Source organism: Streptomyces sp. TOM-9 (assembly GCF_056858595.1).
The window spans coordinates 4,350,758-4,363,614 of record NZ_JBXEQB010000001.1 but is presented as its reverse complement, the minus strand read 5'-3'; the positions used below and the strand labels follow the sequence as shown (position 1 = coordinate 4,363,614).

Annotated in this window: 12 protein-coding genes; 6 read left to right on the top strand and 6 right to left on the bottom strand. The window is 73.6% G+C overall.

The genetic code is table 11. The features are described 5' to 3' along the window. Window positions 1–56: 56 nt before the first annotated feature. A complete protein-coding gene (locus AC1VWI_RS20205) occupies window positions 57–887 on the top strand; it encodes a glycoside hydrolase domain-containing protein (protein ID WP_499512416.1) in 831 nt (276 codons plus the stop codon). Between the two features lie 53 nt (window positions 888–940). Here the strand turns inward: AC1VWI_RS20205 and AC1VWI_RS20200 are convergent, their stop codons facing one another. Further along, window positions 941–2,107, bottom strand: a complete 1,167-nt coding sequence (locus AC1VWI_RS20200; protein ID WP_499512415.1) for a thiolase C-terminal domain-containing protein — start codon at window positions 2,105–2,107, stop codon at window positions 941–943. Window positions 2,108–2,179: 72 nt separating this feature from the next. On the opposite strand from AC1VWI_RS20200, the gene AC1VWI_RS20195 reads away from it, so the two are divergent. Together AC1VWI_RS20195 and AC1VWI_RS20190 are read left to right on the top strand one after the other, a co-directional pair. Then, window positions 2,180–3,412, top strand: a complete 1,233-nt coding sequence (locus AC1VWI_RS20195) for an acyl-CoA dehydrogenase family protein (RefSeq protein WP_499512414.1) — start codon at window positions 2,180–2,182, stop codon at window positions 3,410–3,412. Beyond that, the gene (locus AC1VWI_RS20190; RefSeq protein WP_499512413.1) at window positions 3,409–3,912 is read left to right on the top strand and encodes a nitroreductase/quinone reductase family protein; all 504 of its coding nucleotides are present in this window, start codon (window positions 3,409–3,411) and stop codon (window positions 3,910–3,912) included. The genes AC1VWI_RS20195 and AC1VWI_RS20190 overlap by 4 nt, the downstream gene beginning before the upstream one ends. A 177-nt stretch (window positions 3,913–4,089) precedes the next feature. Here AC1VWI_RS20190 and AC1VWI_RS20185 read toward each other — a convergent pair whose 3' ends face one another. Beyond that, window positions 4,090–4,737, bottom strand: a complete 648-nt coding sequence (locus AC1VWI_RS20185; RefSeq protein ID WP_499512412.1) for a TetR/AcrR family transcriptional regulator — start codon at window positions 4,735–4,737, stop codon at window positions 4,090–4,092. A 193-nt stretch (window positions 4,738–4,930) separates the two neighbouring features. Here AC1VWI_RS20185 and AC1VWI_RS20180 point away from each other — a divergent pair, with 193 nt between their 5' ends. Continuing rightward, window positions 4,931–5,731 carry a VOC family protein gene (locus AC1VWI_RS20180; RefSeq protein ID WP_499512411.1) on the top strand — a complete coding sequence of 267 codons (801 nt, stop codon included), beginning with the start codon at window positions 4,931–4,933 and terminating at the stop codon, window positions 5,729–5,731. Between the two features lie 135 nt (window positions 5,732–5,866). After that, complete coding sequence (afsK, locus tag AC1VWI_RS20175) at window positions 5,867–8,248, top strand: protein serine/threonine kinase AfsK (RefSeq protein ID WP_499512410.1); 2,382 nt, start codon at window positions 5,867–5,869, stop codon at window positions 8,246–8,248. 210 nt (window positions 8,249–8,458) lie between these two features. Here afsK and AC1VWI_RS20170 read toward each other — a convergent pair whose 3' ends face one another. From AC1VWI_RS20170 to AC1VWI_RS20160, 3 genes are read right to left on the bottom strand one after another with little or no spacing between them, the layout of a single operon-like run. Next, entirely contained in the window at window positions 8,459–9,238 is a 780-nt protein-coding gene (locus tag AC1VWI_RS20170; RefSeq protein WP_499512409.1) for an enoyl-CoA hydratase/isomerase family protein, read from the bottom strand. Then, a complete protein-coding gene (locus tag AC1VWI_RS20165) occupies window positions 9,207–9,614 on the bottom strand; it encodes a Zn-ribbon domain-containing OB-fold protein (protein ID WP_499512408.1) in 408 nt (135 codons plus the stop codon). Before AC1VWI_RS20165 ends, AC1VWI_RS20170 begins: the two co-directional genes overlap by 32 nt. A gap of 1 nt (window position 9,615) precedes the next feature. Next, the gene (locus AC1VWI_RS20160) at window positions 9,616–10,764 is read right to left on the bottom strand and encodes a lipid-transfer protein (protein ID WP_499512407.1); all 1,149 of its coding nucleotides are present in this window, start codon (window positions 10,762–10,764) and stop codon (window positions 9,616–9,618) included. Between the two features lie 57 nt (window positions 10,765–10,821). Between AC1VWI_RS20160 and AC1VWI_RS20155 the strand changes: the two genes are divergently transcribed. Continuing rightward, window positions 10,822–12,396, top strand: a complete 1,575-nt coding sequence (locus tag AC1VWI_RS20155) for a FadD3 family acyl-CoA ligase (protein ID WP_499512406.1) — start codon at window positions 10,822–10,824, stop codon at window positions 12,394–12,396. Between the two features lie 303 nt (window positions 12,397–12,699). On the opposite strand, the gene AC1VWI_RS20150 is transcribed toward AC1VWI_RS20155, so the two are convergent. Beyond that, window positions 12,700–12,834 (bottom strand): hypothetical protein, encoded by a 135-nt coding sequence (locus tag AC1VWI_RS20150; RefSeq protein ID WP_018559962.1) that lies wholly within the window; start codon window positions 12,832–12,834, stop codon window positions 12,700–12,702. Window positions 12,835–12,857: the final 23 nt, after the last annotated feature.

Genomic DNA, 12,857 nt, shown 5'->3' with positions numbered 1-12,857 from the left:
GCAGTCCTGCCAGGCGCACCCGGTGCGGTGCGTCCCGTGTCGTGAATGGGGTGGGGATGTCCGGTCACCGGATGTCGAAGAAGCGTCGTTACATCGCCTGGGCGGTGGCGGCGGCCGCGGTGCTCGTGGGCGGTGGTGTCGCGGCGGGGGCCTCGATGGCCACCACGGTGTCGCGCCCGGCCCCGAAGGTCTACACGGGGCGGGCGTTCGACACCTGCACGGCGCCCTCCGCGTCGGCGATGAAGGCGTGGCACAACGGGTTCTACGGTGCGGCGGCGGTGTACGTCGGCGGCAAGAACCGGGGGTGCGCGCAGCCGAACCTGACCGCGTCCTGGGTCAAGTCGGTCAGCGCCACGGGCTGGAAGCTGATCCCGCTCTACGTGGGCGCGCAGCCGCCGTGCCAGACCAGCCGCAACCCGGAGAAGCTGACCGCCTCCACCGCGGCCTCGCTGGGCGCGGCGGATGGCGCGGACGCGGTGGCCAAGTCGTCGGCGCTGGGGATGAAGGCCGGCAGCCCGGTGTACCTGGACATGGAGTCGTACGACGTCACCAACACCTCGTGCAACAACGCGGTGCTCGCGTACGTCCGGGCGTGGGACAAGGCCGTGCACGCCAAGGGCTACTGGGCCGGCTTCTACGGCTTCCGCAGCTCCAGCGCGAAGGCCGTCGCCACGGCGGCCAACCGCACCGACCTGCCGGACGTCCTGTGGTACGCGCTGTGGGACGAGCACAAGACCACGACCACGGACTGGCCGTTCTCCACGTCGCTGTGGACCGGGCACCGCCGCGGCCACCAGTACATGGTCAACAGCAAGGAGACCCGCGGCGGTCACACCATCACCGTGGACCGCAGCGACTGGGACGCCCCGGTCGCCGTCACCGGCTGACGTCCGAGGGGGCGGTGGAGCCCCGGCGGGGCGGGACTGAGGGTCCGTGACCCTCAGTCCCGCCCCAGCACCACCGTCCCCGAGGAGCAGAACCAGCCGCCCGTCCCCGAGGCCACGGCCAGCTCCGGCAGCGCCCCACCCGGCTTGCGCACCTGGCGCTCGCCCGCCTCCCCCCGCAGCTGCCGGACCGCCTCGACGAGCAGGAACAGCCCCCGCATGCCGGGATGGCAGGCGGACAGCCCGCCGCCGTCGGTGTTGACCGGCAGGGGCGACGCGGCGACGAAGGGCCCGCCCTCGCCCTTGGCGCAGAAGCCGAGGTCCTCCAGCGTGACCAGGGTCATGTAGGTGAAGGCGTCGTAGATCTCGGCGAGGTCCATCTCGTCGGGGGTGACGCCCGCGCGGGAGAAGGCCAGCCGTCCCGAGACCGCGGCGGGGGAGACCGTGAAGTCGTCCCACTGCGACATCGTGGCGTGCGAGACGGCGGTGCCGGAGCCGAGCACCCACACCGGGGGCGGCGCGGCGTCCCGCGCGTACTCCGCGGCGGCCAGGAGCACCGCGCAGCCGCCGTCGGAGCGGATGCAGCAGTGCAGTTTGGTGAACGGGTCGGCGATCATCGGCCCGGACAGGACGTCGTCGACGGTGATCGGCGTGCGGTACATCGCGTCGGGGTTGCGGGCCGCGTTCGCCCGGGCCCGGACGGCGACGGTGGCGAGCTGCTCGGCGGTGGTGCCGTACCGGTGCATGTGGCGGCGGGCGGCCATCGCGTACTTGGCGATCAGCGTGTGCCCGTACGGGGCCTCGAACTGCAGGGGCCCCCGCGCCCCGAAGGACAGGTTGGCGGTGCGCCGCCCGGCCTTGAGGTCGGCACGGGCGGTGGATCCGTAGACCAGGAGCACGACGTCGGCGTGCCCGGCGGCGATCGCGTCGGCGGCGTGCGCGGCCATGACCTCCCAGGTCGCGCCCCCGACGGAGGTCGAGTCGACCCAGCGCGGCCGCAGTCCGAGGTACTCGGCGACCTCGACCGGCGCGAGCGTGCCGAGTCCGGCCGAGGCGAAGCCGTCGACGGCCGACCGCGGCAGCCCGCTGTCGGCGAGCGCGCGGCGCGCCGCCTGGGCGTGGAGCGCGTAGGGCGTGGCGTCGTCGACCCTGCCGCAGTCGGACAACGCGACACCGAGGACGGCGACTTCACGGCCGTTGCGAGTACCCTGACCCTGAGCCATGAATCTGACGGTACATCAGATTCGGGGTTTCCGGACGCCGCCGGATCCCCCGAGGTGGGAGGAGAGCTCGCCGTGGACGCCGCCTTCACCGAGGAGCAGGAAGAGATCCGCCGCACCCTGCGCGAACTGCTCCGCAAACGCTGCGGACCGGACGAGGTGAAGTCCGCCGCCCGCACCCCCGAGGGCCACGACGGCGCCCTGTGGCGGCTGCTGGCGCGGTCGCTGGGCCTGCCCGGCCTTGCCCTGCCCGCCGCGTACGGGGGCGCCGGCTGCGGCCCGGCGGAACTGGTGCTGGCCTGCGAGGAGACCGGCCGGGCGCTGCTGCCCTCACCGCTGCTGGGCACGACCGTGCTCACCGCCCCCCTGGTCGAGGCGCTCGGCACCGACGCCCAGCGCCGAGCCCTGCTCCCGCGCCTCGCCTCCGGGGAGCCCGCGGCCCTTGCCGCACCCCTGGTCGCCCTCGGCCTCACCGGGCCCAACAGCGGTGACTGGGCGGGCGGCGGCCGCGCGGGGGGCGTACAGGCCCGCCGGGTGGACGGGGTCTGGCGGCTGTACGGGCAGGCGGACCAGGTGCTCGGGGGTCCCGGCGCAGGGCTGCTGCTGGTGGCCGCCCATACGGGTGGCTACGCCCGCAGCCGGATCCGGCTCTTCCTCGTCCCCGGCGACGCCCCGGGCCTGGTCCGCAGGCGGCTGACCGCCCTGGACGAGACCCGCCCGCAGGCCCGCGTCGAACTGCGCGACGTCCCCGCCGAGCCCCTGGGCGGGGAGGAGGCGGGCGATCCGCGCCCCGCGCTCGCCCGTACGGGTGTCCTGGCCGCCGCCGCACTGGCCGCGGAAGCCGTCGGGGCGGCCTCCCAGGCGCTCGCGGGGACGTTGGAGTACGTCGGGGCCAGGGAGCAGTTCGGACGGCCCGTGGGCTCCTTCCAGGCCGTCAAGCACCGTCTCGCCGACCTGTACGTCCAGGTCCAGGCCGCCCGCTCGGCCGCCTACTACGCCGCCTGGGCCGTCGGGAGCCCCCCGGAGCAGGCACCGGACGCCGCGGTGGCGGCACCGCTCGCGCTCGCCCAGGGCCTGGAGGCGCTGCGCGCCACCGCGGGCCAGGCGGTCCAGTTGCACGGCGGCATCGGCTTCACGTGGGAGCACCACGCGCACCTGTACGTGAAGCGGGCCGCCTCCGACGTGCTGCTCTTCGGCCCCGTGCACGCGCTGCGGGCCCACGCGGCCGAGCGGGGGGGCCTCTTCACACCCACGACCGCGCCCGCGACCACGACCACGACCACGACCAAGGGGAGGGCGGCGGCATGAGCGTGCTGCGGACCGCCGTGCAGAAGGTGTCGTCGACCCGGGCGTTCGCCAGGGTCGGGCCGCATGTCGTCCCGGCGGTGGACCGGTTCGTGCACCGGGCGACCCGCGGCAAGGTGCTGCTCAGCGCGCGGATGCTGCCCGGGCTGGTGCTCACCGCCACCGGCGCGCGCAGCGGGCTGCTCCGGCGCACCCCGCTGGCCTGCATGCCCGAGGAGGGCGGGACCTTCGTGCTGGTCGGCAGCAACTTCGGGCGCACGGACCACCCGGCGTGGACGGGGAACCTGCTGAAGCACCCCGACGCGGAGGTCAGCTGGCGCGGCCGGGACGTCCCGGTCCGGGCGGAGTTGCTGACGGGCGGGGAGCGCGAGGCGGTGTGGGCGGCGCTGCTGGAGTTCTGGCCGCCGTACGCGACCTACGCGCGGCGCGTGGACCGGCGGATCCGGTTGTTCCGGCTCGTCCCCAGGGAGCCGGGCGGTGGCGGCGGGGCCGTGGAGCCGTAGAGCCGTGGAGCCGTGGAGCCGTCGAGCCGTGGGACGGAGCCCCCGGAAAGGACAACGCGGGCGCCTGGGCCGGCAACCTCCCCCGAGGACCGGTCGGCGCCCGCGTCGTTGCAGGCAGGACTTCGACGTGAACGTAGATCAACAATGCCGCCGGAGGCGGGCGTCAGCGCCGCGGCGTCACCGCGTCGGCTTCTTGCCCGTCACACCGAGGTGCACCAGCAGCGAGAGGTTCGGCTTCAGCTCGGCCTGCTTGACGCCCCAGCTCTGGAAGCCCTTCTGGTGCGCGGCGACCGCGGCGAGCATGGCCACGAGGGATCCGGCGACGGCTGCCGGGCTGACATCCTTGTCGACGCGGCCCTTGCCCTGGAGCTCCTTGATCGAGTCGGAAAGGGAGTTGGTGAGGGGGTTGAGGATCTTCATACGGATCTTGTAGAACCGCTTGTCCCCTTCGGCCGCGCCCAGGTCGACGACGCGCAGGATGGCGTCGTGCTTGCGCCAGAAGGAGAGGAAGCCCTCGACCAGTTCCTCCGCCGCCGTGGCGCCGGACTTGCCGGCCCAGGAGCGGCCGGCGACGAGGTCCGTCAGCGCGGCCCCCTCCTTGGCCATCTCCTCGGCGAGCTCGAGGACGGCGCCCTCGACGTCGGGGAAGTATTGGTAGAACGTTGCGGGGGAGGTACCCGCCATCCGGGCGACGTCGATGACCTTGACGTCCCGGTACGGCGACGTGCTGAGCATTTCGCCGAGGCAGTCGAGCAGCTTCTGCCGCGTCGCCTGTCCCCGGCGCCCTGCCACACGGCCGTCGACGGTGCGAACTTGTCCTGTCATGCCGTCAGTTTACGGGCTGGTGATCAGCGCGCGATTCGGTGCCTGCAAATGGGGAAGGCCATGTGTTCGATTTCTCCTCGGGCGCGGCGGGGGATCCGCCGATAACGTGTCAAGTCAGACACTCCGTCGATCCACGCGAATCCCCACGTGAATCGGGATCGCCAGCCGCATCACCGGACGAATCGAGGACGAGATGGCCGTGCACCCCGACGGCACCCCCTGCTGGGCCGACGCCATGCTCAACGACCTGGAGGCCGGCAAGCGCTTCTACGGCGGACTGCTCGGCTGGACCTTCGGGCAGGGTGAGGAGCAGTACGGCCAGTACACCCAGGCGTACGGCCCGGACGGGAGGAACGTCGCGGCCCTCTCCCCCAAGCCGGACGGCCGGATGCCGACGGTGTGGAACCTCTACCTCGCCTCCTCCGACATCCGGGCCACCGCGGGCAGGATCCGTGACTCGGGCGGTCAACTCATCATGGAGCCCATGCCCGTTGGGCCCTTCGGCACGATGCTCATGGCGGCAGACCCGGGCGGCGCGGTGTTCGGGGTGTGGCAGGCCGGCACGCACGGCGGCTTCGAGGTGACCGGCGTCCCGGGCTCCTACATCTGGACCGAGGTCTACACGCGCGAGACCGAGCGGACCGACCCCTTCTACGAGGAGGTCTTCGGTTTCGGCAGCAAGCGGATCGAGGGCGAGGCCATCGACTTCCGGATCTTCGTCCCCGAGGGCGAGGAGGTCACCCCCGACAAGGCCGTCCTCGGCCGCTTCCGGATGGGGGAGGGCTTCCCGCAGGAACTGCCCGCCCACTTCGTCGTCTACTTCGCCGTCTCCGACGCCGACCGCGCCGCGGAGGCGGTCGCGCGGCTCGGGGGCCGGGTCACGATGGGTCCGATGGATTCGCCTTTCGGCCGTTTCCTCCTGGCGAGCGACGACCAGGGTGCCCATTTCGCCCTGATCGATCCCGGTACCACGGTCGGTGAGAAGCCGTCCTGAACGCACGCGGATCCGCAACCGAATCAAAGGTAATCGCGTGTCGACACCGCCCCGGGTTCGCAACTGATACTCATCCCAGGAAGAATCAGGGACGGACCCCGGGATGGGGGGAACCCACGGGGAGGTGGCAGGGCAGTGGTGCAGCAGCTGACGCAGCACGATCCGAGACGGATCGGCCCTTTCGAGGTGCTGGGCAGGCTGGGCGCCGGCGGCATGGGCCTGGTCTATCTCGCCCGCTCGGCGTCCGGCCGGCGCGTGGCGATCAAGACCGTACGGGCGGAGCTCGCCGAGGACCAGTTGTTCCGCGTGCGCTTCGCCCGTGAGGTGGAGGCGGCCCGCGCGGTCAGCGGCTTCTACACGGCGGCGGTCGTCGACGCCGATCCCAGGGCCGCCGTGCCCTGGCTGGCGACGGCCTTCGTGCCGGCGCCCTCGCTCGAGGAGATCGTCAACGAGTCCGGGCCGCTGCCCGTGCAGGCCGTGCGGTGGCTGGCGGCCGGGGTCGCGGAGGCGCTCCAGTCGATCCACGGTGCGGGGCTGGTCCACCGGGACCTGAAGCCCTCGAACGTGCTCGTCGTGGAGGACGGCCCGCGGGTGATCGACTTCGGCATCGCGAGCGGGGTGTCCAACACGCGGCTGACGATGACGAACGTCGCCGTCGGCACGCCCGCGTACATGTCGCCCGAGCAGGCCAAGGACTCGCGCAGCGTCACCGGCTCCAGCGACGTGTTCTCGCTGGGCTCGACGCTGGTCTTCGCCGCGACCGGGCACGCGCCCTTCCACGGGGCGAACCCCGTGGAGACGGTCTTCATGCTGCTCCGGGAGGGCCCGGACCTGTCGGGTCTGCCCGGCGACCTGCGGCCGCTCATCGAGGCGTGCATGCGCATGGAGGCGGACCGCCGGCCGAGTCCGGCGGATCTGCAGGCGCAGTTGGCGCCGCATCTGTTCTCCTCCGCGGGTGACGACACCGGTACGGCCTCCGCATGGCTGCCGCCCGCGGCGGTGGGCCTGATAGAGGAACGGCGCAGTGGCGGGCGCCCCGGCGCGGGGCCTGGCGCCCCCGGCGGTGGCGCGGGCGCCGGAGCGGCCGGTGGCGGCGGTGCGGGTGCCCCCGTGCCCCCGATGCCCGCACAGCCTCCCGCGCCCCCCGTGGTGCGCCCTCCGGCCGCCGCCGAGGGCCCGGGCGGACCGGTGCAGCTCGCCGGTTCGGCACCGATAGGACCCGGGATGCGGCTCGCCGAGCGCAAGAACCAGGCCGCGGCCACCGCCGCCGCCGGGGACGGGCTCGGCTGGGCCGGCCGCGGCGGCGCGGCCGGGGGCCCGCCGGCGGCGGTGCCGGGCCAGGGCAACGCCCAGGGCACGCCCCAGGGCGCCCCGCAGGCACCCGCGGTCCCGCCGGGCGAATGGCGGCCGTGGCGGTTCCGCATGTCGAACGACGTGTGGGGCACGCCGGTCGTGTCCTCGGGACGGCTCTACGTGACCTCCTTCGAGGTGCACGCGCTGGACGTGGCCACCGGGCGGCGGCAGTTCAAGACCCGTGACGTGGCGTGGACGATGGCGGTCTCGGGCGGCCGGATCCACGGCTCCGACGGGCCGAGCCTGTACGCGCTGGACGCCGCGGACGGCTCCGAGCACTGGCGCACCGGTGTGGACGGCTGGATCTACTCGCTCCGTGCGGACGCCGGGACCGTGGTCACCGGCACCCGCGGCGGCGGCGTGCAGGTCTGGGACGCCGCGGCCGGACGGCTGCGCTGGGAACGCGGCGGGGCGCAGACGGAGTTCGAGACGCCCGAGTCGGGCCCGAGCGTGGTGGACGGGGTCGTGTACTTCCACGGCGGCGGCCGGCTGCACGCCCTGGACGCGACGAGCGGCGCGGAGCACTGGTCGTACCCGACCGGGGAGGGCGGCGCCATGCCGACCCGTCCGGTCGTCGCCGACGGCGCGGTCTACGTGACCGTGGGGAACCGCGTGCTGGCGCTGGACGCCCGCAGCGGCGCCGAGCGGTGGCGCTTCGACGCCCCCGCGGTGATGTTCGCGCCGCCCGCCTACGTGCCGGGACCGGGTGTCACGGGCGGCGGCGTCTACGTCGCCGACTACCTGGGCACCGTGTACGCCCTGGACCCGGCGGACGGGCGCGACCGCTGGCGGGTCGCGACGGAGCAGCGGCAGAGCGTGGAGCCGGTGCTCGTCGCGGGCGGCTCGGTGATGCTGGGCGCGGGCGGCGCGCTGTACACGCTCGACGCGGTCTCCGGCACCCCGAAGTGGCGCTTCGCCGCGCAGGGCGAGATCGTCGGCTCCCCGGTGGTGGCCGACGGGCGGGTGCACTTCGGCTCGAAGGACCACTGCCTCTACACGGTCGACGCGAGCGGTGGCCAGTTGCGCTGGAAGCTGGAGACCGGCGGGGAGATCACCGGTTCGCCGGTCGTCTCGGAAGGCGTGGTCTACGCGAGCAGCAAGGACCGCTGCGTGTACGCCCTCAACGCCGTGAAGGGCACCGAGGCGGCCACCCGGCGCGCGTGACGTGCCCGGCTGACGGCCGTCGTGCCACACACGGAAGGGGCTGACGACGGCCGCCGCCGGCCAACTTACGCGGCGGGAGGCCGGGGCGCCACGCGAGGGGCGTCAGGGTGACCCTCGTTCACCGCGTTCCGGCCACGGGAACGCGATGAACGCCGGCCGTACCGCGCGGCCACCCGGTGTCCGCCGAACCGCCCGCGGCCCGGGACACCGTCACCGCACCCGGTGCTCCCGGGCGCGGTGCGCGAACAGCCGGGCCTGGTGTTCGGGCGGGAGGTTGCCGAGGGCGATGAGGTGCGGCGCGTGCGCGAAGGCCTGGGCCCGCGCGGCCTCGTGGGCCGACCAGACGGCGCGGACGGTGCCCTGCACGGCCTCGGTGGGGTGGGCCGCCAGGACCGCCGCCGCGCGCAGGGCCGCGTCGAGCAGCAGCGGGCCGGGCACGACCTCCGAGACCAGCCCGGTCTCGTGGGCCCGCCGGGCGCCGATCCGCTCCGCGGTGCCCATCAGGGCCATGCGCATCACCTCGCCGTAGGGCATGCGCTGCGCCATGGCGATGGCCTCGTACGCGCTGACCATGCCGTAGCTGGTGTGTGGGTCGAAGAAGGTGGCGTGCTCGGCGGCGATGACGAACTCGCACTCGCCGAGCAGGTAGAAGGCGCCGCCGCAGGCCATGCCGTTGACGGCGGCGATGACCGGCTTCCACAGGTCGTTGGCCTTGGGCCCGATTGTCAGCAGCGGGTCGTCGAGGGCGTAGGGCGACGGCGGCTGCGGGACCTGCACCGCGCGGTCCAGGCCGGTGCAGAAGGCGCGGTCGCCGGCTCCGGTGAGGACGACGGCGCGGACCTCGTCGCCGGCGCGGAACTCCCGCCAGAGCGCGCTCAGCCCCGTGGCCGTGGCGAGGTCGATCGCGTTGTGCCGTTCCGGCCGGTCGAGGGTGACGACGGCGACGCCGTCCTTCGTCTCACAGCGCAAGCCAGCGGGGGATGCCGTCATGGAAGACCGCCTTCACGGGGGCGCCGATGCGGATGCGGGCGGGGTCGAAGGAGTCCAGCCGGGCGTCCGGTGCCGTGACCAGGTTGCCCACCAGCCGGATCCGGGGGTCCTCGGCGAGTTCGACGAGGACCACGTTGTACGGGGCCTGTTCGGCGTAGCCGGACAGCAGCGGGGGATGGGGGACGACGTACGACCAGACGCGTCCGCGGCCGCTCACCGGCCGCCACTCGCAGGCGAAGGAGTGGCAGTACGGGCAGCACGGGCGCGGCGGGAAGCGCAGCCGCCCGCAGTCCGCGCAGGCCTGGACGCGCAGTTCGCCGGCGCGGGCGTACTCCCAGAAGGGGGCGCCGTCGTCGTCGGTGACGGGGCTCAGCATGTCAGCTCCTCAGGATCAGGGCGGAGGTCGGGACGCCCTCGCCCGCCGTGACCAGGCAGGTCCGCGCGCCGGGCACCTGGGCGGTGGAGGTGCCGCGCAACTGCCGCACGCCTTCGGTGATGAGGTTGAAGCCGTGGACGTACGCCTCGCTCAGCCCGCCCCCGGAGGTGTTCAGCGGCAGCCGGCCGCCGATCTCCAGGGCGCCGCCCTCGGTGAAGGCGCCCCCCTCCCCGCGGGCGCAGAAGCCGTAGCCCTCCAGGGAGAGTGGGACCAGGGCGGTGAAGGCGTCGTAGATCTGGGCGACGTCGATGTCCTGCGGGGTGAGGTCGGCGTGCTTCCACAGATGGCGGGCGGCGGTCCAGGCCGGGCCCGTCAGGGGGTCGTCGGTCCAGTAGTTGACCATGCCGTGGTGCTGGGCCGGCAGGCCCTGGGCGACGGAGTGGACGTAGACGGGGCGCTGCCGGCCGTCGCGGGCGCGGTCGGCGGAGACCACGACGCAGGCCAGGGCGCCGTCGGTCTCCAGGCAGTTGTCGTAGAGGCAGAGCGGTTCGCTGATCCAGCGCGAGGTCATGTACATCTCGCGGGTCAGCGGGCGTTCGTACATGATCGCGGCCGGGTTCTGGTTGGCGCGGTTGCGGCAGGCCAGGGCGACGTTGAAGAGGTGGTCGCGGGTGGCGCCGTACTCGTGCAGGTAGCGGCGGGTCAGCATGCCGATCTCGTCGGCGGGCCGCAGCAGGCCGAAGGGCCGGGTCCACTGGGCGGGGGTGGGCAGTTGGACGGTGGTGTTCGTCCACGGGCGCGGGCCGCTGCCGCGCTTGCGGGACCGCCAGGCGACGCCCACGGTGGCCTGGCCGGTGGCGACGGCGGCGGCGAGGTGGGCGACGGTGGCGCAGGAACCGCCGCCGCCGAAGCCGGCCTTGGAGAAGAAGGTGAGGTCGCCGAGGCCGACGGCCTTCGCCAGCTCGACCTCGTCGGTCTCCTCCATCGTGTACGACGCGAGGCCGTCGACCTCGCGCGGCTCGATCCCGGCGTCGTCGAGGGCCGCCAGGATGGCGCGGCAGGCGAGGGCCTTCTCCGACTCGGGGAGGTGCTTGGCGAAGGGGGTCGCACCTATGCCGACGATCGCGGTGGCGTCCTTCAATGCTGACATTCCGTCAGGCTATCGCTAATCTGACGGATAGTCAGCTCATGGGGAGGTGCTCGGCGCATGCGCGGTGACCTGGAGTGGGGCAGCGTCCCACGGCTCGTGCGGGAGGCCGCGCGACGCTGGGGGGAGCGCGAGGCGGTCGTGGACGGCCGGACCCGCGTCACCTACGCGGAGCTCGGTGCCAGGGTCGAGCGCGCCGCCGCGGCGGCCGTCGCCTCCGGGATCGCCCCGGGGGACCGGGTCGCCGTCTGGGCGCCCAACACGCTCGACTGGATCACCGCCGCCCTGGGCTCGGTCACCGCCGGCGGGGTGCTCGTCCCGCTCAACACCCGCTTCAAGGGCGCGGAGGCGGCCTACGTGCTGCGCCGCACCCGCGCCAAGCTGGTCTTCGTCACGGGCACCTTCCTCGGCACCTCCTACGTCGCCTCGCTGCGGCGCGCGACGCAGGAGCACCCGCTGCCGGACCTGGAACAGGTCGTCGTCCTCTCCGACGCGGCGCCGCAAGGCCACGGCTACCGGCGCTGGAAGGACTTCCTGGCCGCGGGCGACCCCGTCACCGGTGCGGCGGTACGGGCCCGTTCCGACGCGATCGACGGCTCCGCGCCCTCGGACATCACCTTCACCTCCGGGACGACCGGCCACCCCAAGGGCGCGGTCGTCACCCACGCCCAGACCCTGCGCGTCTACGACGTCTGGGCGGACCTGGCCGGGCTGGAGGAGGGCGACCGCTACCTGATCGTCAACCCGTTCTTCCACACCTTCGGCTACAAGGCCGGGATCATCGCGTGCCTGATGCGCGGCGCGACGATGATCCCGCAGCCGGTGTTCGACGTGGGCACCGTCCTGGCCAACATCGCCGCTGAGCGCGTCACCGTGCTGCCGGGGCCGCCCACCCTCCACCAGTCGATCCTCGACCACCCCGAACGGGCCCAGCACGACCTGAGCTCGCTGCGGCTGGTCGTGACGGGCGCGTCCGTGATCCCGCTGCAACTGGTGGAACGGCTGCGCAGCGAGCTGAAGATCGCCACGGTGCTGACCGCCTACGGGCTGACGGAGGCGAGCGGCACCGTGACGATGTGCCGGCGCGGCGACCCCGCGGAGGTGGTGGCCGCGACCTCCGGGCGGGCCATCCCCGACACGGAGGTGCGGGTGCTCTCCGAGGGGCCGGGCCGTCCCGGCGAGGTCCTGGTGCGCGGCTACCACGTCATGTCCGGCTACTGGGAGGACCCCGGGGCCACGGCCGAGGCCGTCGACGCGGACGGCTGGCTGCACACGGGGGACGTGGGCGTGATGGACGCCGACGGCAACCTGCGCATCACCGACCGCATCAAGGACATGTTCATCGTCGGCGGGTTCAACGCGTACCCCGCGGAGATCGAGCAGGCGCTCGCCCGCCACCCCGACGTGGTGGAGGCGGCGGTGGTGGGCGTCCCCGACCCGCGGCTCGGCGAGGTCGGCCGCGCGTACGTCGTGCGGCGGGACGGTGCCGTGGTCACCGCGGACGACCTGATCGCCTGGTCCCGGCGGGAGATGGCCAACTACAAGGTGCCGCGCGAGGTCGAGTTCCTGGCGGAACTGCCGCGCAACGCGAGCGGGAAGGTGCTCAAGACGCAGTTGCGGGGACGGGGACGATGAGGAGCGTGCCCGGATGTCAGGGGGGTGTGGAAGTCGTCGGGCGAGACGATCGTCTGGTGCCGGTTGTCCGCGCCGTCCGCGGCGGCGAGGAGCCCGGCCGGTGGACTTCGGCGCGATCCGGGGCATGACAAAGACCGACTGCGGCGCCCCCTCCGCGCCGCAGTCGGTCCATGGATCCCTTGTGCCGTCCCCCGCTCCTTGAGGCGCTCCCCCCTTGGTGCGCCCTCAGGCCGCGCTGCTTCCCCCGTGGTGGTGCTGTCCCCCGTGCCCCCTCGGGCCGGCCGTCCGCCGATCAGGCACCGGTCAGGGCGAGTGCCAGTTGTCAGGCTTGACCGTGGTGTCGTCGCCCTTGACCTTGGGCTCCTCGATCTCCTCGGTCTCGACGACTTCCGGCTCTTCCTCGACGGTGGAGCCGGACTCGGGTGCCGTCTCGCTCATGGTGCCTCCCCTTGTGGTGGGAC